Source organism: Geobacillus vulcani PSS1, from assembly GCF_000733845.1.
GTDB lineage: Bacteria > Bacillota > Bacilli > Bacillales > Anoxybacillaceae > Geobacillus > Geobacillus vulcani.
This window is the reverse complement of the sequence record NZ_JPOI01000001.1, coordinates 2,488,025-2,507,056: the sequence shown is the minus strand read 5'-3', so window position 1 is coordinate 2,507,056 and position 19,032 is coordinate 2,488,025. Positions and strand designations below refer to the sequence as shown.

Sequence of the window (19,032 nt, the reverse complement as noted above, 5' to 3'; positions counted from 1 at the left end):
ATCTCGACATAGAATGATGGATCAAGGTACGGACATTTTTGCGGAAAGTTCCATGAGCGGCACGATCTGCTCTCCACCCGGAGATGAAAATGGCCGCTTGCCGACGAGGTTTTCACGGAAAGAAAAAGGTGTCCCCATAAGGATCGGGACACCCTTTTTCACTAATCGTATCCATTTTGGTAACGGATAACCTTTTCGATCCGTCTCCTCTCATCCAATGCTCGCTCCTCCCTGATCATCTCAAAAGGTATCCTTTGTTATGTGCATTTTCCGATATTGATTTGGAGACACCCCTATCGTCTTTTTAAAAGCCGTGCTGAAATAATGCTGTGTATCATAGCCGACGCGTTCAGCAATTTCATGAATCGGCAACTCAGTAGACAAAAGCAATTCCGACGCCTTCTCCATCCGAGTTTTCGTCAACAAATGAGTAAACGAAATGCCGAGTTCTTGTTTGATCATTCGGCTTAAATAAACCGGGGAAACATTGAGAAACTGAGCCACGGACTCAAGCGTCAAATCCGGCTGGCTAAAGTGTTTCTGTATATACTGCCTAGCGCGGCGGACAATCGGAGAAATACGGCTTTCTTTCTCCATTTGCTCTTTGCATTTTTCATATGCCGCCCTCACCCCGCCTATTCCTCCTTGCACTGCTTCTATATATACACTAGCTTTGATATGCAGATGTTGCCTCAGTGCCATTTCAATTTGCCTGCACCGTTCTTCGCTGATCGCTTTCCAGCTGATCACAACGACGAGCTCGTTCGAATCGCGAAAAATAATTTTGTCGCCATCTTCCAATAATTCAGAGAGGGCGTTTTCGATGGCAAATAAAAGCAACTGCCGATCCCGATCGCTCACAATGGGCTGATTTTTAAATGAAAACCATTGGATGACAATGATTTGCGCAGGGCAAGACCACGAAAGTCCAAGCAAGGACAGTTGCTCGACCATCTCCTCCTCTGTCAGTCGCCCTGTCGCCCATTCCATTCCTAATTGCTGGCGAAGCACGTGAGCATGCTTCTGTACTTGATTTGTTAACAGTTCCATATATCGTTTTTCCTGTTGCTCCTGTTCGAGCTTCTCCTTCACTTTTGCGACTACTTCGCGCAATTGCTGCGGATGAGTGGGCTTTAATAAATAATCATCCACTTGAAGGCGAATCGCTTCCTGCGCATACGAAAACTCATCATAACCGGTAATCACAATCATACGGCAATGGGGCAACTTCTCCCGCGCATGTTTCATCAGTGTAATCCCGTCCATAATCGGCATGCTTAAATCGACAAACAATACATCGACTCGATGCTGCAAGGCGAATTCCAACGCCTCTTCCCCATCTTCTGCTTCTGCAACAACTTCCATGTTAAATTCATGCCAATCGATTGATTCCCGAATTCCTTCACGAATGATAGCCTCATCGTCTGCAATCAACACTTTCCACATGAATCCATTCCTCCTAAGGAAGATGGGGGATGATCGGGTGCACAATTGTCACGGTTGTCCCTTTCCCTTCCTGACTATCGATATACAGTCGATAGCGAGGACCAAATGTTAACTGTAAGCGGGCTTGTACGTTCACCATTCCGTACCCTTTCACCTTTTTCATCTTTCCTTCTTGGTCTCCCGATGTAAAGTCAATGGCTAAACTTTTCTGCAACTCTTGTAGCCGCTCCCGTGACATTCCGACGCCATCGTCTTTTACACAAATATACATCGCTCCTTCATGTTCTCGCGCTTGAATCCAAATATGCCCTTGTCCTCTTCTCTGTTTGATACCGTGATAAATCGCATTCTCTACAATCGGCTGCAACAGCAACTTTAACACATAAAATTGTTGCAGATGTTCCGGAATATCAAAGGTATAGTCCAACTTATCTTTATAGCGAACTTCCTGGATACGTAAATAACTTTTCGTATGTTCTACTTCCTCAGCCAAACGAATCATATCCTTCCCCTTGCTCAACCCAATGCGGAACAACTTTGCCAGATTGTTGACCAACTCGGCAACATCATCAGCCCCTTTTTTGCGCGCCATCCATTGAATGGTGTCTAATGTATTGTAAAGGAAGTGCGGTTTAATTTGGGCTTGCAATCCCCGCAACTCTGCCTCCCACCGCTGTCGCTCTTGCCATTCCGCCAAAGAAATAAAATGCTGCATTTGATCCAACATGTGGTTGAAACTTCGACCCAATATCCCAATTTCATCCATACGCTCCCCATGATAACGAACCGTTAAATCGCCTGCTTGCGCTTTTTTCATAAATGCCGTCAGCTGGCTGATCGGACGAGATAATGAAAACGACAGGTAATAAGAAGTACCAATGGCAATAAAACAGACGAAAAAAATAAAACTGACGATATAAAAACGGATTTCTTTCACTTCTAGTGCTGATTCATCACTGGGAAACACTCCGATTGTTGTCCAATTCGTAAACGGCGAGCGCTGATAAATAAACTGAACGTGTTGTCCATTGATGTTCTTGAAAAATGAACCGCTATTTCCTTTGATCCAGCGCATCGGGACAGCTGTCACTGTGGAACGGCTCGGAGTATAGATGCTTTTCCCTTGCTCATCCATCACCAGTAAATATCCCCATTTTCCAAGACGGATATTTTTTGTCGCTTCCGCAATGACTCTCAACTTTAAATCAACCAGTACAACCCCTTTCACGTTTTGTGTCTCGGGATCCACAATGGCTCGAACCGCGGATATGACTTCTGCACTTGTATAATGGGCATGAGAAATAACATTTCTTCCAACCGGATGACCGAGCATTTTAAAAATCCCTTTATTTTTCACAGCCTCACGATACCATGATTCCCTTGTTAACGGCCGGGGAGAACGGCTGTACATTTCATTGCTTATATAGTCGCCATACTCGTTAACAACTAAAATCCCCGCAATCTCGGGATACAACGTAGTGATTCCTTGCAAAAATTGACGCATTTCATAATCATTGCGAGGCGCTCTACGATCCAAGAACGCTTTTATTTGCGGATTAAAAGCAATCAGATACGTTGCGTTTTGCATATTATTGGCATAAAACTCTAATGTCTGATTGACTTGGCTAATCAATTGCAACGTATTTTCATTTACTTGTCGTTCAATAATTCGATCCACCGTCCACCCTACCAAGCTTCCTAAGCAGAGTGCAGGCACAATCATTGAGATGAGTAACAACGAAACAAACTTGTATCGTATCGGCCAATGGCTAACCCGCCAACGCTTCAGCATTCGCAACGTCAATCACTCGTTTCTCTGTAGTCATTTGGCATAAAAATGATCCACATTTTCTCGTGTAACGATCGTAATTCCTGTATCAACATACGCGGGTAGCGGTAAATCCCCCGATCGTGATGGTGAGGTAAGATGATGATGGAGATGAAATAAAAACTGCAGCGACCAGTACCCCATATTCCATGTTCCTTGCGCCAATGTCGCAGCGATCACACCTTCCTTCACCAAATCTAATGTTTGTTTTTCTGTATCAAAACTAATGACCGTAATCTCTTTCTTATTTAGCTCTTTGATTGCTTCCGCCACGCCAACTCCTCCGTTCGCTTCTGTGGCAAAGATCCCTTGCACATCCGGATAATCTCGCAAAATCTCTATTGCCGCCTGTTTTGAGACCATAGTGTCTCCTTTTCCATTCTTCACAGCCACCACTTGCATTCGTGGATATTTTTCATAGATCGTCTCAACAAATCCTCTCGTTCTCTCTTGATGATTAAGTTGATGGGGGGAGGTAATCACGGCAACGTTTCCGCCATTTCTCAGTAGTTTTGCCATTTCGTGAGCAGCTGTCACTCCAGCACTATAATTATTCGTCCCTAGAAACGAAAACGCCTTGCTTCCCGAAGCATTCGAGTCAAATAATACAACTGGAATCCCTTTCTCAACAGCTTTATTGATTGTCTTTGTCAGCGCGGTCGGATTAATGGCGGAAACAGCAATACCTGCCGGTTTTCTCGCGATCACTTGTTCCAGCACCGTAACTTGCTCGTTGACATCATATTGGGTAGCCCCCCGATATTCCACGGAGACGTTCAATGCTTCCGCTGCATCTTCAAATCCTTTCAGACAGCGCTTCCAATAATCCATACCTGATTGGAAAGTGACCATGACGTATTTTTCATCTGGTTTGCCTTGAAACGCTGTCTCTCCTTGAGAAGCTAAACGGAGGCGAGAAATTTCTAAATGATAGCGGTATATATAAAGAATAAACAAACTGACTAAACAAGCATAAATGAGTAGTAACTTCTTCACTATGCTAATCCCCCTTGAACTCTCCTGAATCAAAAACTTATGGCAACAAAAACTGACGGAATGATGCAGGATTTCCCCTAAGTATAGATGACGTTTCTTTCGAGGGCAATAGGAGAAGGCTTTTCCTTAATCAATGTACCATGTCTGAACGGCAAAATCCAAAACAAAAAAGATTGTCTCAAAAACAGGTGAGACAACCGTTTCATCATAATTTCATTCGATGGATTAATCGTTCTGTTCCCTTTTCGCTATAAATTTCTGATTTTTCGTTTCGGTTTTCATCTAACTACAATATAAAGCAGCGAGTGATCAGCTTGGATGTAAAACAAAATCTCAACTTGGTATAGTCGATCTTTCACCGTTAACTACACTAACAGTTATATATCATAGCGGTCTCAACCTATTCTATTTCATAAAATAGTGTTAGTGTCGAACTCTCAGTCTTTTCCGTCCTCACCTCCCCCGAAACACCGGCTTCCGTTTTTCTAAAAAGGCGCGGACGCCTTCGCGGTGATCTTCGGTTTGCCGCATGCGCTGTTGGGCGTCGGTTTCAAGCTCTAGGACGCGAAGCAAGTCCGCCTTTGTTTGCTCGGCGTACAGCTGTTTCGTGGCGATCATGGCTTGGAGCGGTTTTTCCTGCAGGGAAGCGATGAATTGTTCGGCTTGCTCCTCATGATCGACAACGAAATCGACGAGGCCAAGCTGCTGCGCTTCATCGGCGCTCATCGGTTTTCCTTCCCAAATGATTTGTTTCGCTTTCGCGGTACCGACGCGCTGCGCCAAGAGGAAATGCCCGCCGCCGTCAGGGACGAGGCCAACGCCGATAAAGTTCATGGCGAGGCGCGCTTCTTTTGTGGCGATGAGGTAATCGCTCGCCAACGCAAAGCTGAACCCAAGACCAGCAGCGGGCCCATGGATGAGCGAAACGGTGATTTTCGGCATCGTATACAATCGCATGATCATCTCTTGGATCGTGTTCATCACCGTCTGAAATTGGCCCGGGTCATCGACAGAAAGCATCGTCTTAATGTCGCCACCTGCCGAGAATCCTCTTCCCTTGCCGCGGATGACGACGATCGAAGCGTCACTTTCTTCGATTTGCCGCAATGCGCCGACAAGTTCTGTTAACATTTGTCCATCCATCGCATTGAGCGACTGCGGGCGGTTCAGTTCCAATATTGCTTTGTTTTGGTCAAATGTCAGCGCAACTGTTTCCATTGCTCTCCCCCTCTGAATGATGATTCATTTATTCATTCTCTATAGGGATCCTCAATTCCTTGCTGTTAACAAAAATATTGCCAAAACATCAATGCTTGACATATTCGTCTATTTATAATAGGTTCTATCACGGCGTTACTTTTTGCATCTAAATAAAAAAGCAAGAGGTTTCTGCCTATGAAGGGGTTGGTATAATGAGAAAGCCAGGCTATTTACGAAACGTGTCATTTTATGTATTGGCGGGATTGATATTTTCTATGATGGTTTACAATGTCTTTTATAATCTCGGAAAATTTCCTATTTCCAGCTGGGACGAAGCGCGACATGGCGTCAATGCTTACGAAATGTTAAAACATGGAAATTTGATCGTCAACACATATCTTAGGCACCCTGATTACTGGAATTTAAAACCTCCCCTTAGTTATTGGGCTATTATGGTTGGTTATAAGTTGGTTGGGCTGAACGCTCTTGGCTTGCGACTGATGTCTGGCGTTTGCGCTATCTTCATGGCTATAGTCATTGCTTTATTTATGAAAAAGCGATTTGGCCGCATGGCTGCTATCATATCATTGCTTGCCTTGTCGACTAGCACCCAATATCTTCTCAACCATTGCGCTCGCACAGGAGATGCGGATTCTCTCTTTGTATTTTTCTTTACGTTATCCATCATTTCTTTGCTGTCCGCCAGACGGCAGACGCGATGGTTGTATGCAGCTGGCCTTGCCTGTTCACTCGCTTTTTTAACGAAAAGTTGGCATGCAGGGAACATTCTGTTGATCATGGCTGTATATTTCCTAATCACTCGACAATGGGAGTCATTTCACTGGCGCGCCTGGTGGAGGGCAGCCCTCAGTTTCGCTGTTCCTGTGCTCGCTTGGGTTCTTGCCCGCTACCACTATGATGGATGGCGGTTTTTTAAGCAAATGATCGCCTATGATTTGTTGTTACGCTCCACTCGGCCCATTGAGGGTCATATTGGCGATGAAACCTACTACGGCATCATTCTTGTTCATTTTTTCTTTTGGTGGCTGGCGCTCTTGGTCGGAATCATGGTCATCAGTTACATGCAAGGCGTTCGTCTTTTAGCGTTTGAAGGAACAGACCATCGATTGAAAGAAGATGTGATCGGGATTTTGCTTTGGATTTGCGTCCCGCTTCTCATGTTTACCATAGCTAAGACGAAAATCAGATGGTACATCCTCCCTGTCTATCCGCCGCTTTGCATGTTGATTGGCATTTGCGCAAGTCAATTATGGAGAAAAGGAACGTGGGGAGCGCGGGGAGTGTTGCTGACTGGACTGTTGTTCGTCGCATCGTTTTACGAAACGAATATTCAACATTATATCCATCATCCCAAGCCAAATTTCGAACTGGCATTGCTTCAGCAGACCGCCCAAATGCCTGTTCATGGATACGAACTGTTTATGTACCATCCGTTGCACGAGAAAGGTCGCTGGCCGCAAAATGCGGTCTTGACAGCAGAGCTTGCGAATGACCTCAAACCTCGGCACGGAGGGCTGAAAACGTTCTTGCATACAAGCCGAAGCCTGCTTCTCGTGAAAAAAGCATGGTTCAGCAAACAGCTCGAGCATAAATACCACCTGTCTGTTCTCGCCTCGAACCGTTGGGGATATATTTTGGAAAAGCACGCTTAAACATACAGCCTTGGAGTGCCACTCTCTCCAAGGCTGCGCAACCATTCTTCTAGAATTTTAGGAACAAACTTTACTCCAATCTCTTCTCATCCCGCTTAATTCTGGTTAAAAATAATCAATTTCAACTCCGTCATTTCCTCGATCGCATAGCGGATCCCTTCGCGGCCGAACCCGCTTTCTTTCACGCCGCCGTACGGCATATGGTCGACACGGAACGTTGGGATGTCGTTGATGAGCACGCCACCGACGTGCAGTTGTTTCGCCGCTTTCCACGCGGTATGGACGTTATCGGTGTAAATGCCCGCCTGCAAACCGTAGCGCGAGTCATTGACAAGCGCAATCGCTTCGTCGATCGAGCGGACACGGTTGATCAAGACGATCGGGGCGAACACTTCTTGGCATGACACTTTCATTGTCGGTTTGGCATCGACAATGACCGTTGGAAGCAAAATGTTGCCGTCGCGCTCGCCGCCGAGGACGACATTCGCGCCGCCTTGTTTCGCCTCTTCAATCCAAGAAAGCGCGCGATCGACATCGTTTGGCGTGATTAACGCCGACACATCGGTGGCTGGATCGAACGGGTCGCCTGTTTTCAACTGTTTCGCCGCAGCGACGAATTTTTCAACGAACTCGTCATAGCGTTTTTCATGGACATAGACGCGCTGGAGCGAAATGCACACTTGCCCTTGGAACGTGAACGCGCCAAATACGCAACGCGGGATGATGCGGTCAAGATCGACCTGCTCGTCAACGATGACGGCCGAGTTTGAGCCAAGCTCCAACGTCACCCGCTTTAAGCCTGCTTTGTTGCGGATCGCGATGCCCACTTCCGGGCTGCCGGTGAACGTGATCATGCTGATGCGGGGATCGGCGACGATTTGGTCGCCGACCGTGCGGCCGCTTCCGGTGACGACGTTGAGCGCCCCTTTCGGCAAGCCTGCGTTCTCGAACAGCTCGGCGATAAAGTAGGCCGACAGCGGCGTTTGGCTCGCTGGTTTCAACACCACGGTATTGCCTGAAGCGATAGCCGGACCAAGTTTATGAGCGACTAAGTTCATCGGGAAGTTAAACGGCGTGATCGCCCCAATGACGCCGATCGGCTCACGGACGGTGATGGCGATGCGGTTTTCCCCGCCCGGCGCCGCATCAAGCGGCAATGTTTCGCCATGGATGCGCTTCGCTTCTTCGGCGGCGAATGTATACGTCTGGATCGTGCGGGCGACTTCCCCTTTCGCCGTGGTGATCGGCTTGGCGGCTTCCAAGGCGATCAACTTCGCCGCTTCTTCTTGCCGCTCTTTCAGCTGTTCGACGACCCGCCCTAAAATAGCGGCCCGTTCATGCGCCGGCATGGCGGCCATCGTCTGCCGCGCCGCATACGCCGCGGCGATCGCCTCATCAACTTCTTGTTCGTTGGCCATCGGAATTTCGGCAATCGTCTCGCGTGAATACGGTGATTTCAGTTCGGTGTAAGACTTCGCTTCCCGCCATTCGCCGTTGATGTATAGTTTTTTTCTTTCCGCCATGTTCTCATCCTTTCCCTAACTAGTATTTGCAATCCAAACATTGCCTGTGTTAATAACATTTTTTATTTCGTCGCAAATTTGCTAGAATCCTCTTTTCTGATCCATTTATAGGACATGTTGCTGGTCCTCTATCTCCTCTTTCAGATTGGAGGATGGGAAAAGGTAGGAAAAAATCACAATCGAAACGATACTCGCCCCAATTCCATACATAATCGGATAGGTTGAGCTTAATCCCTCCATCGCTAAACCAACCAGCACAACGATGGAACTAATAATGATAGAGTAAAAGCCAGCTTTCGCCGTTGCTCGCTTCCAAAAGAAGCCAAAAATCACTGGTACGAAAATGGCGCCTGACAAAATGGCATAGGCGACATCCAATGCAACAAGCACATCCTGAATCCAAATAGCAAAGATAATGGCGACAATCCCCACTGCTAGCGTCATCATTCTGGATAATAGGACAAACTGTCGATCACTTATATTCTGAAACCAATATTGCTTCAAAATATCATGTGATAACAGAGTAGATGAGGCAAGCAATGTTCCGGAGGCCGTTGACATGAGAGCAGAACATACACTGGCCAAAATGAGCCCTAACAAGCCGTGCGGCAAAATCTCTAATGACATATTGGCAAATACGTTTTGTGGATCGTTTATATTCGGAAAAACCATCACCCCGCACATGCCAATGACGCTTAACGCCACGGCATAAGCGATGCTGTAAAGACCCGCATATACTGCGCCACCTCGAGCAATGTTCGGTGTTTTGGCCGTAAACACCCGCTGCCAAATATCTTGTGATACCACCATTCCTAATGTATAGAGCAAGAAGTATTGAAAAATATTTGCCCATCCCATCGATGTCAGATCAAAATGTGACGCTGGCAATCGCTCCAAAAGCGATGTCCATCCACCGACATAGGACAAACTCATCGGCAGCATCACGAAGAAAATGCCAACAGTCATGACGATAAACTGAATGATATCCGTCATCGTCACGCTCCACATTCCTCCGAGAATCGTATAAAACAACACGATCCCCCCGCCAACTAACATCGAAACGGTCATGCTCCAACCTAAAACCGCATGAATGATTGTGCCCATCCCAATGACTTGTGTTACCGAAACCATCAACGTATAGATCGCTGCCACCAACGCGCTGATCAAACGCGTTTCCTGATTGTAACGGCGGCCAAGCAGTTCGCTGATGGTCGTCACGTTGGCGCCATAAATTTGGTTTGTAAAAAACAGGCCAAGCACAGCAATGCCCAAACCAATCATAAAAACAAACCACATACCTGAAATCCCAAATTGATACCCTAATTTTGCTGTCCCAATCGTTGAAGCGCCTCCCAAAATCACAGCAGACAGGCAGCCAAGATAAACAAATAATCCAAGATTTCGGCCTGCCAACGCAAAATCTTCAACAGTTTTCGCCCGCTTCGCCCCCAAAATCCCTGCGCCGATCAATACGAGAAAATAACATAAGAGAACTCCAGTATCTAGTGCGTTCATACCCATTCCCCCATCGTCTTATAATCACAAATCCATGTCCTTCGCGATCCTTTCATAAAGGCAAACATTCCTTCAACGAAACACGACATCAGTTGGTGAATACATCCAGTTTCTAAATGGTAATCGACATGTGCCTCCCTCTTTTTTTCATTTTCCAGAAGCGAACGAATGCACACCGATTTCCTCTTCATATTCGGTCAACGCCTCATCGAGCATGCTTAATCCTTCGCCAATCTGTTCTTTTGTCACGATCAGTGGTGGGATCATGCGGATCACTTCTCCTTGATTGCCGCATAGGTAGAAAAGAACACCTTTGTGCAGACAACGATTCAAAATATTCATCACTCCCTCCCCATTCGGTTCGCCAGTATGCGGGTGGACGATCTCGATGCCGATCATCAGACCGATCGAACGCACGTCTCCAATGGCGGGATGCTTCCTTTTTAACAATTCCAGTTTTTTTCGTGCGTATTCCCCAACTTCCCTGCAATTTTCCAACAATTTTTCTTCCCTAAATACTTCTAAAGTTGCTAGCGCCGCTTCGCATGCAATGGGGTTGCCGCCAAACGTTGTCCCATGGCTGCCGAGCGGCCATTGTTTCATCAATTCTTTCGAAGCAACTGTTGCGCTGAGCGGCAACCCAGAAGCGATGCCCTTCGCAATGGCCATAATATCTGGGGTAACGCCAAATGTTTGAGCGGCAAACCATTCCCCTGTGCGCCCAAATCCTGTCTGCACCTCATCAAAAATAAGCAAAATACCATGGCGGTCACAAATTTCCCTTATTTTGCGCAGCCATCCTTTCGGAGGAACGATATATCCTCCTTCTCCCAACACTGGCTCGACAATCATGCATGCCACTTCTTCCGGAGTCACTTGATGGGCAAACAAGGACTCTACATCCTGTTCAAGCTTACGAGCGAAGTACACATCAGAATCCTCTCCTACCGGACAATGTTTTGGATTGGCATATGGAAGTTGGTACGTCAAGCCGTTGGGCTGCAAGTATTTCCGATATTTGCTTTTCGATGTGCTGACACTAAGCGCCCCTAACGAACGGCCATGAAAACATCCGGTAAACGAAATGACGTATGGTCGTCGCGTCACGTGTTTTGCTAATTTGATTGCTCCTTCAATCGCCTCTGTTCCACTGTTGGCAAAAAAGAAGCAGTCAAGCCCTTCCGGCAAAATTTTTGTCAGCTCTTCGGCCAAACGCAAAATTGATTCATACATGATGACACCGCTCGGCCCATGCATCAGGCGGTCTGCGGCCTCTTTGATAGCCTGCACGACTTTTGGATGGCGATGACCCGTATTGGCCACAGCAATACCGGAAGTGAAATCAAGATATTTTTTTCCATCCAGTCCGTAATAGTAACATCCTTCTTCCTTAACAACCGGCAAATTCGGATGGTCTTTCGCCATCGTTGGCGCGAGCAAATCATGCATTTTGTGAAAGAGAGGCAGCCAGTTGCCTTGTGTCATGTACATCCCCCTTCGACCAAGCCATTTTGTTCATCGAAAACGGATTCGCAAGTTCTGTGCCACCTTTAACACTATTCAATATTTTTAGTCAATTATACTCATTGATTTCTATCCCTCTGTTTTAACCGGTTCCTATCATGATGGCTTTGCTTACAATCCCACAACCGATCTAATTCATTGTTAAATCAAATAATTCATTTTTGAATCGACACAGATTGTTCTTGCTTCAGAAAACATTCTCTCGGAGTAGAATGAGTCTCAAATCAAAAAACCGCACCACAAAAAGGTGGCACGGTCTCAAAAACATGATATCGCCATCACCTTTTTCGACTGCATCACGAAGTTTTTATGAGTAGTTTGACCAGGAATCACTGATCATGTCAATTCAGCAATAACCCCTTCGATGACATCCAATGCTTCCTCCAACTGTTCATCTGTGATGACAAGCGGCGTTAATAGACGAATGACATTGCTGTACAGACCGGCACTCATGACGATCACACCTCGTTGATGGCATGCTCGCAAAATGGCGGCCGTTAATTCCCTATTCGGTGCTTTTGTCTTTGCGTCAGTGACAAATTCGATGGCTACCATGGCCCCAAGCCCCCGTACATCCCCGATCGCCTCATATTTCTCCTGCAGCTGTCTGAACCGATTGATGACGATTTGTCCAATGACATTGGCCCGTTCAACCAACCCTTCTTGTTGCAACATGCGAATCACTTCCAAAGCGGCCACGCAACCAAGCGGGCTGCCCCCGTATGTCCCGCCGATTTCTCCTGGATTGGGTGCATCCATGATTTCCGCCCTTCCCGTCACCGCACTGATCGGCACACCCGCTCCGATGGACTTCGACATGGTCATTAAATCAGGCACAACGTCAAAATGTTCAATGGCGAACATCTTCCCTGTTCGTCCAAATCCGGTCTGGATCTCATCGGCGATAAACAAAATCCCGTATTTTTCACAAATTTGTTTGACCCCTTGAACGAATGTTTTTGACGGAACAATAAACCCGCCTTCTCCTTGCACAGGCTCCATAATGATGGCAGCTACCTCTTCCGCCGGGACTTCTGAGAGAAAAAAGTCCTCGAGTTGTCGTAAAAGCTCAGCATCCAGTTCCTCATTTGTCATGCCTGCTGGCTTTCGGTAATAATAGGGATACGGAAGTTTGTACGTATCCGGGGCAAAAGGTCCAAAACCAAATTTATATGGTTTCACTTTGCTTGTCAGCGACATCGCCAACAAGGTTCGCCCATGAAACCCTCTTTCAAAAGAGAGAATGGCTTTTCTCCCTGTATACTTTCGTGCAATTTTGACGGCATTTTCGACTGCTTCTGCCCCGCTGTTCAAGAAAAAGGTCTTTTTATGATGAACTCCTGGAGTAATATGGTTTAATATCTTGGCCAACTCAATATACGGCGCATACATCATAACATGGAAACACGGATGAATATACTGCTCGGCTTGTTTGCGGATCGCTTCTACCACTTTTGGCGGGCAATGACCGACATTGAGGCTTCCAATCGCCCCAGCCAAGTCGATAAACGTATTTCCATCCACGTCGGTTAAGAGCGCTCCTTCTCCTTTGGCCGCAAACGTCGGTACAGTGTTAAACGGCCCTCTCGGAACATTCTGTTCTTTTTTTCTTAATAGCTCCTTTGCTTTTGGTCCCGGAATCGCTGTTTTTACCTGGATATATTTTTTTGTTTCTGCCTTCATCTTCTCCCTCCGTCCCATTGTGCATCATGATCCATCTTTTTAGATATGCAAAAAACATGCCAAAAACTTCATGCAAAATCATATAACAAGGAAAAAGGATTTTTTCGCCTCTTTGATAAAGTTAGTAATAGAAGCCTCACAGACTGCTAGGAGGGAAAGTATGCACCGTACAGCTGATGTTTTGGAATTCGAATTGGACGCGATATTGAAATCATCAAACGACAATATTGTGATCGCAGACGAAAACGGGATCATTCTCCGTGCCAGTCCGAATTGCTTGTCCATATACGGAAAGGACGCCTCTTATTTAGTCGGAAAATCGGTTTATCAATTAGAAAAAGAAAACGTCTTTTGCCCTTCAGTTACAGCCAGAGTATTACGGGAGAAAAAAGAGGTCCAATTGATGCAGCAAACCGCCACCGGACGAGTTGTCATGGCGACAGGCGTGCCTGTATTTGACCAACAAAACCGCCTTGTCCGGGTCATCAGTTTTTCCCATGATTTAACAGAGTTGGAGCGTTTGAAAGAAGACTATGAAAAGCTGAGAAAGCAGATGGAACATTATCAAATGGAAATAGAGGAGTTGAAGCCGGAACATATCGTTATTCAAAGCAAGGCGATGGAACGAATTTGGAAGCTCGTGCACCGCGTGGCCCAATCGGACGCGACGGTTCTTTTCCTCGGCGAGTCTGGAGTCGGAAAAAACGTATTCGCCCGTTCCCTTCACCTCCATAGCCCGAGGCGGAATGAACCGTTTATTGAGGTCAACTGCAGCGCCATTCCTGAATCACTGTTTGAATCGGAAATGTTCGGCTATGAAAAAGGATCCTTTACCGGTGCGCAAAAAACAGGAAAACCGGGGCTGATCGAACTGGCCGACAAAGGAACTCTCTTCCTTGATGAAATTGGCGAGCTTCCCCTTTCGATGCAAGCGAAACTGCTGAAAGTGCTTCAAGAGAAAAAAGTCATACGCGTTGGAGGCATTAAAGAACGAACGGTCGATTTTCGCCTGATCGCCTCGACAAATCAGAACCTAGCAGAGATGGTGAAGCAAGGAAAGTTCCGCCAAGATTTATTTTATCGTTTGCATGTGATCCCGATTTATGTTCCTTCTTTGCGTGAGAGAAAAGAAGATATTTTCATGCTGGCACAATACTTTTTGAAAAAATTCAACCAAAAATACCAAATGGATAAATACTTTCATCCATCCATTGTCGACCATCTCGTTCAGTACGACTGGCCAGGCAACGTGCGCGAGCTGGAGAATATGATCGAACGGTTAGTCATTACTTCTGAAACGAGAGCCATTTATCCGGAATATCTTCCTTTTTCGATCCAGAAATATCCAGAGTTGATCACTCCCCATCAATCGTTGGAAAAACGGAACGAACCGTCGACATTAAAAGAAGCCATTGAACAAGTGGAACGGCAATGGCTTCTGCGCGCCGTCAAACAGTGCAAAACAACATACGAGATGGCTGATTATCTTGGCATCAGCCAGCCAACGGTCGTACGAAAGCTGAAAAAATACGGTGTTGATTCAAAAACGAATTAAGATTCATCTTTGAATGAAGCGTTCGCTCATTTTTGAACATACGCAAGCAAGGATGGACGGTAAAAGCATCCTTGTTTGCGTATTTCTTGTCTACTTCCCCTTTTTGGCACACTTTTTGCTTCTAAAACCATCACGAAACATTTTTCACTGCCCAAGGAGGTCTTGACATGTATAAACCGAAAGATTCTTCCCAATCGCCCCGTTTTTGCGGGGTTCGCACCTTTATGCGGTTGGAACAGATCAAAACAACAGACGATGTCGATTTTGTCATAGTTGGCGTTCCTTTTGACACCGCGGCATCAAACCGAACCGGACAACGATATGGCCCACAGCACATTCGCAATTTTTCTGTCTTGCTTCGCCCTTACAATCCAGATATGGATATTGATATTTTTGCCTATTGTTCCGGCGTCGATTACGGGGATATTGATGTCATTCCCGGCAATGCATTGCGCACGTATGATCGTATCGTCGAAGAGTTGCGACCATTGTTGAAGAAAGATATCATTCCGATTCTGATGGGCGGGGATCACTCCATTACATTGGGGCACTTGCGGGCTTTTTACGAACGCTTTGGACCCATCGCGCTCGTTCATTTTGACTCGCATAGCGACACGTGGGACCATTACTACGGAGAAAAATATATGCATGGCACACCGTTCCGCCGCGCTGTCGAGGAAGGGTTGCTTGATGTGGATCATTCCATTCAAATCGGGATGCGCGGACCGCTTTACAGTGCTGATGATATCGAGGACGCCCGACGGCTTGGTTTTGAAGTGATTCCGATGCAAGAGATTCGACAAATTGGCTTTGTGGAAGTGATGCGCCGCATCCATCAACGCATCGGTGACAAACCGGTTTTCGTTTCTTACGATATTGACTTTGTCGATCCTGCTTTTGCCCCGGGGACTGGTACACCGGAAGTGGGCGGACCAACCAGCTACGAGGCACTCGAATACGTAAGGGGACTCGATGGACTAAATATTGTCGGGTTTGATCTCGTCGAAGTTTTGCCTGCTTACGACAGCGGAGAAGTGACCGCTCTATTGGCTTCTGCGATTATGTATGAGATGATTACACTTGTGGCGTTAAAGAAAAAGCGGTCACAGACCAACAACCTATCGACAACGACAACATCCTAAAAACATGTCACAAACAAAAAGGAGCGGCTTTCAATGGCTCAGGACCATGTGTATATCAACGGAAAATGGTACAAAGGAGAAGGAGAAAAAAGGGCGGTGATCAATCCTTCGAATGAGGAAGTCATCATAGAAATCAATGAAGCATCCCAACAACAAACAGTAGAAGCAATCCAAGCGGCCCGTCATGCCTTTCAATACACCGATTGGCCATCCAATCCGGCAAGAAGAATTGCCGTCCTTCGGCAACTGGCTGATTTGTTGGAACAGAACGCGGAAACATTCGCTGCCATTGAGACGTTGAATACAGGGAAACCGATTCGCGAATCGCGCCTCGATGTCAGTGATTCGATCCAATGCCTCCGTTACTACGCCGATTTTGTTGAGCAACGGACCATCGAGGAAAAGAAAAGAACCGATGGCACGACAAGCAAAGTCATTGAGGAACCGATCGGGGTATGCGCTCTCATCGTGCCTTGGAATTTCCCACTCTTATTGGGGATATGGAAATTGGCCCCGGCGCTTGCGGCGGGAAATACAGTGGTATTTAAACCATCAGAACTGACGCCGCTATCGTTCATAGAACTGACGAAGCTGATCGATTCCATCGGTCTCCCGCCGGGCGTGTTTAATCTCGTGCTTGGCAGCGGTTCGCCGGTTGGAGAAACATTGGTGACACATCCTGATGTGGAAAAAATATCGTTTACTGGCGGAACGAAAACCGGACGATGGATTTACGAACAATGTGCTCGTGGTTTGAAGCGAGTGTCTTTGGAACTCGGCGGAAAATCCCCGCTGCTCATTTTTGACGATGCCGATCTTACTAGCACCGTCGAGTGGGCACTGTTTGCCTCCTTCTTCAATCAAGGGGAAGTGTGTGTGGCTGCTTCGCGCATTCTTGTACAACGGCGTGTTTATAATTCGTTTATTGATCAGCTGACCCAAAGACTGGCTTCCCTCCGTATTGGCGATCCTTTCGCGGAAAACACGGAGATGGGACCGTTAATCAGCTCCTCACATTTAAAAAAAGTGGAAACATATATCCAGATCGGCTTGCAGGAAGGAGCGGTGCTGCTACAGGGTGGAGAACGAATCAAGGAACGGGGGTATTATCTCACCCCTGCTGTTTTCACCCATGTCCGTCAAGACATGCGTATCGTCCAAGAAGAAATCTTTGGTCCTGTCATTACTTTGCAACCGTTTGAACATGACAAAGAAGCCATCGGCCTGGCGAACGATACAATATACGGACTAGCAGCTGGCATATTCAGCCGCGATCTCGAACGGGCGGAACAAATCGCCGGAAAATTGAGAGCTGGAACCATTTGGATTAACAGTTATCACACTCCTTATGTCGATGCTCCTTGGGGCGGCATGAAACAAAGCGGAATCGGTCGGGAGCTTGGGCCGCAAGGATTCGCCGCTTTTACGGAAACAAAGCATGTGAACATCAGCCAACACGGCAAACCACTCGGATGGTATCCATCACGCTCCTGATTTCGTCCTTAGGACGAAATCAGTGTAAGGTTATTATTCTGAATATTAAAAATAGAAAAAACAAGGAGGAACGATCATCATGAAATGGATAGAACGGTTGGGCCATGATGATATTCGCCCCACCCCGATGAACGAACGAAGCATGAACTTCTTTAGCACGTTTACCCTTTGGATTGCAGCAAATGTGGTGATTACGACTGTCATGACGGGTATGATGTTTGTTCCTGACATTTCCTTTTCCAACGCCATGCTGGCGATCATTGTCGGTTCGGCGATCGGCGCCATTCCGCTCGCCCTTACCGGAAACATCGGCATCCGCACCGGGCTCCCTACAATGGTGATCACAAGAGCGGCCTTTGGACAAAAAGGAGCCATCCTTCCCGCCCTTGTCAACACCATCATTTTAATCGGCTGGAGCTGGATTCAAGCCTATATGGCTGGCCTTAGTCTGAATTATGCCGTTCATTACACCACTGGATACAGTAATATTAATCTATTTGTGATCTTGACGGAGCTTCTTGTTGTGATCATTACGATTTTTGGCCACCGAGGTGTGGAACGGATAGAGAAATATATATCGATTGCTATGCTGATTTTATCGTTCCTCGTTTTTTACAAAATTTTTACGACTTACGACATTTCAACACTCGTCGAAATGAAATTGAGCGAGCATCCATCCATCACCACGATCATCGCCTTTGACATCGTCGTCGCCACCGCCTTTTCTTGGATGTCGACGGTTTGCGATTTCAATCGCAACTGCCGCTCAGAAACAAGCGGGTTTTGGGGAACGTATTTTGGCTATCTTGTCGCTTCCATTGTCGCAATGGGGCTCGGCGCTGTCGTCAGCGGCTTTAGCATTGCCTCCAACATGGAACGGACTTATGATCCCACCATTCTCCTTGCCGCTTACGGGTTTGGATTGATCTCATCCATCGTCGTTTTCTTTTCTGTACTCTCGACCAATGTCATGGCCTTATATAGCGCCACGATGTCGTTTATGAACGTCTTCCCGCGCACAGGCTTTTGGAAACCAACGTTGATCATGGGAGTGATTTGCACGCTTGGCGCCTTGCTGAAAGAAGTGCTAATGTCCCATTTCTTTAACTTCATTATGCTGATTGCCACGTTGTTCATTCCTGTGTTTGCGATAGTGCTCGTTGATTACTTTGTTATCAAAAAAGGAGTATATGATACCGAAGATATTTTGTACGATACAAAAGGTCACTATCGCTATCAAAAAGGAGTCAACATCGCCGCCTACGTCACCTATATCGTCGGAGCTGTCTTCGCCTATTATTTTACGTACATTCATCCGCTTGCCGTCGGCTCCACCATGCTAACGTTTCTTTTATCGGGAGCTGTTTATTGGGGATTGATGAAATGGACAAAACAAATATATGCGAGCACGAATATGGTCGAGCTTGAATCTCCCACTCACTTGGAGGGATGA

13 protein-coding genes are annotated in these 19,032 nt (G+C 46.6%); 5 read left to right on the top strand and 8 right to left on the bottom strand.

Translation table 11 applies throughout. The annotated features are described in order from the left end of the window. Positions 1 to 240: 240 nt before the first annotated feature. The 4 genes from N685_RS0113495 to N685_RS0113480 form a co-directional block, all read right to left on the bottom strand. The gene (locus N685_RS0113495) at positions 241 to 1,446 is read right to left on the bottom strand and encodes a response regulator transcription factor (RefSeq protein WP_031409168.1); all 1,206 of its coding nucleotides are present in this window, start codon (positions 1,444 to 1,446) and stop codon (positions 241 to 243) included. Between the two features lie 13 nt (positions 1,447 to 1,459). Further along, positions 1,460 to 3,238, bottom strand: coding sequence for a cache domain-containing sensor histidine kinase (locus N685_RS0113490; RefSeq protein ID WP_031409166.1), 1,779 nt, complete (start codon positions 3,236 to 3,238; stop codon positions 1,460 to 1,462). Positions 3,239 to 3,268: 30 nt separating this feature from the next. Further along, on the bottom strand, positions 3,269 to 4,270 hold the full coding sequence (locus tag N685_RS0113485; RefSeq protein ID WP_031409164.1) for a substrate-binding domain-containing protein: 1,002 nt from the start codon (positions 4,268 to 4,270) through the stop codon (positions 3,269 to 3,271). Positions 4,271 to 4,723: 453 nt separating this feature from the next. Further along, positions 4,724 to 5,488 (bottom strand): enoyl-CoA hydratase, encoded by a 765-nt coding sequence (locus N685_RS0113480; RefSeq protein WP_031409162.1) that lies wholly within the window; start codon positions 5,486 to 5,488, stop codon positions 4,724 to 4,726. A 194-nt stretch (positions 5,489 to 5,682) separates the two neighbouring features. Here N685_RS0113480 and N685_RS0113475 point away from each other — a divergent pair, with 194 nt between their 5' ends. Then, positions 5,683 to 7,143 carry a glycosyltransferase family 39 protein gene (locus tag N685_RS0113475; protein WP_031409161.1) on the top strand — a complete coding sequence of 487 codons (1,461 nt, stop codon included), beginning with the start codon at positions 5,683 to 5,685 and terminating at the stop codon, positions 7,141 to 7,143. Between the two features lie 95 nt (positions 7,144 to 7,238). Here the strand turns inward: N685_RS0113475 and N685_RS0113470 are convergent, their stop codons facing one another. The 4 genes from N685_RS0113470 to gabT form a co-directional block, all read right to left on the bottom strand. Then, positions 7,239 to 8,666: an aldehyde dehydrogenase family protein gene (locus N685_RS0113470; protein ID WP_031409159.1), complete on the bottom strand. Its 1,428-nt coding sequence runs from the start codon at positions 8,664 to 8,666 to the stop codon at positions 7,239 to 7,241. Between the two features lie 105 nt (positions 8,667 to 8,771). Continuing rightward, on the bottom strand, positions 8,772 to 10,181 hold the full coding sequence (locus N685_RS0113465) for a sodium:solute symporter (RefSeq protein WP_031409157.1): 1,410 nt from the start codon (positions 10,179 to 10,181) through the stop codon (positions 8,772 to 8,774). A 147-nt stretch (positions 10,182 to 10,328) separates the two neighbouring features. Next, the gene (locus N685_RS0113460) at positions 10,329 to 11,666 is read right to left on the bottom strand and encodes an aspartate aminotransferase family protein (RefSeq protein WP_031409155.1); all 1,338 of its coding nucleotides are present in this window, start codon (positions 11,664 to 11,666) and stop codon (positions 10,329 to 10,331) included. 375 nt (positions 11,667 to 12,041) lie between these two features. Next, positions 12,042 to 13,388, bottom strand: a complete 1,347-nt coding sequence (gene gabT, locus N685_RS0113455) for a 4-aminobutyrate--2-oxoglutarate transaminase (RefSeq protein ID WP_031409154.1) — start codon at positions 13,386 to 13,388, stop codon at positions 12,042 to 12,044. 160 nt (positions 13,389 to 13,548) lie between these two features. Here gabT and N685_RS0113450 point away from each other — a divergent pair, with 160 nt between their 5' ends. The 4 genes from N685_RS0113450 to N685_RS0113435 all read left to right on the top strand — a co-directional run bounded on the left by N685_RS0113450 (position 13,549) and on the right by N685_RS0113435 (position 19,032). Further along, positions 13,549 to 14,943, top strand: coding sequence for a sigma-54 interaction domain-containing protein (locus tag N685_RS0113450; protein ID WP_031409152.1), 1,395 nt, complete (start codon positions 13,549 to 13,551; stop codon positions 14,941 to 14,943). Positions 14,944 to 15,110: 167 nt separating this feature from the next. Beyond that, the gene (gene speB, locus N685_RS0113445; protein ID WP_031409150.1) at positions 15,111 to 16,085 is read left to right on the top strand and encodes an agmatinase; all 975 of its coding nucleotides are present in this window, start codon (positions 15,111 to 15,113) and stop codon (positions 16,083 to 16,085) included. 33 nt (positions 16,086 to 16,118) lie between these two features. Further along, positions 16,119 to 17,579 carry an aldehyde dehydrogenase family protein gene (locus N685_RS0113440; protein ID WP_031409148.1) on the top strand — a complete coding sequence of 487 codons (1,461 nt, stop codon included), beginning with the start codon at positions 16,119 to 16,121 and terminating at the stop codon, positions 17,577 to 17,579. 79 nt (positions 17,580 to 17,658) lie between these two features. Then, the gene (locus N685_RS0113435) at positions 17,659 to 19,032 is read left to right on the top strand and encodes a purine-cytosine permease family protein (protein ID WP_031409146.1); all 1,374 of its coding nucleotides are present in this window, start codon (positions 17,659 to 17,661) and stop codon (positions 19,030 to 19,032) included.

Bases quoted from the DNA above. Each gene is read 5' to 3' on its own strand.
- N685_RS0113440 (WP_031409148.1), top strand. From the start codon at position 16,119: ATGGCTCAGGACCATGTGTATATCAACGGAAAATGGTACAAAGGAGAA.
- N685_RS0113460 (WP_031409155.1), bottom strand. From the start codon at position 11,666: ATGACACAAGGCAACTGGCTGCCTCTCTTTCACAAAATGCATGATTTG.
- N685_RS0113495 (WP_031409168.1), bottom strand. From the start codon at position 1,446: ATGTGGAAAGTGTTGATTGCAGACGATGAGGCTATCATTCGTGAAGGA.
- gabT (WP_031409154.1), bottom strand. From the start codon at position 13,388: ATGAAGGCAGAAACAAAAAAATATATCCAGGTAAAAACAGCGATTCCG.
- N685_RS0113450 (WP_031409152.1), top strand. From the start codon at position 13,549: ATGCACCGTACAGCTGATGTTTTGGAATTCGAATTGGACGCGATATTG.
- N685_RS0113435 (WP_031409146.1), top strand. From the start codon at position 17,659: ATGAAATGGATAGAACGGTTGGGCCATGATGATATTCGCCCCACCCCG.
- N685_RS0113470 (WP_031409159.1), bottom strand. From the start codon at position 8,666: ATGGCGGAAAGAAAAAAACTATACATCAACGGCGAATGGCGGGAAGCG.
- N685_RS0113490 (WP_031409166.1), bottom strand. From the start codon at position 3,238: ATGCTGAAGCGTTGGCGGGTTAGCCATTGGCCGATACGATACAAGTTT.
- N685_RS0113480 (WP_031409162.1), bottom strand. From the start codon at position 5,488: ATGGAAACAGTTGCGCTGACATTTGACCAAAACAAAGCAATATTGGAA.
- N685_RS0113475 (WP_031409161.1), top strand. From the start codon at position 5,683: ATGAGAAAGCCAGGCTATTTACGAAACGTGTCATTTTATGTATTGGCG.
- N685_RS0113465 (WP_031409157.1), bottom strand. From the start codon at position 10,181: ATGAACGCACTAGATACTGGAGTTCTCTTATGTTATTTTCTCGTATTG.
- speB (WP_031409150.1), top strand. From the start codon at position 15,111: ATGTATAAACCGAAAGATTCTTCCCAATCGCCCCGTTTTTGCGGGGTT.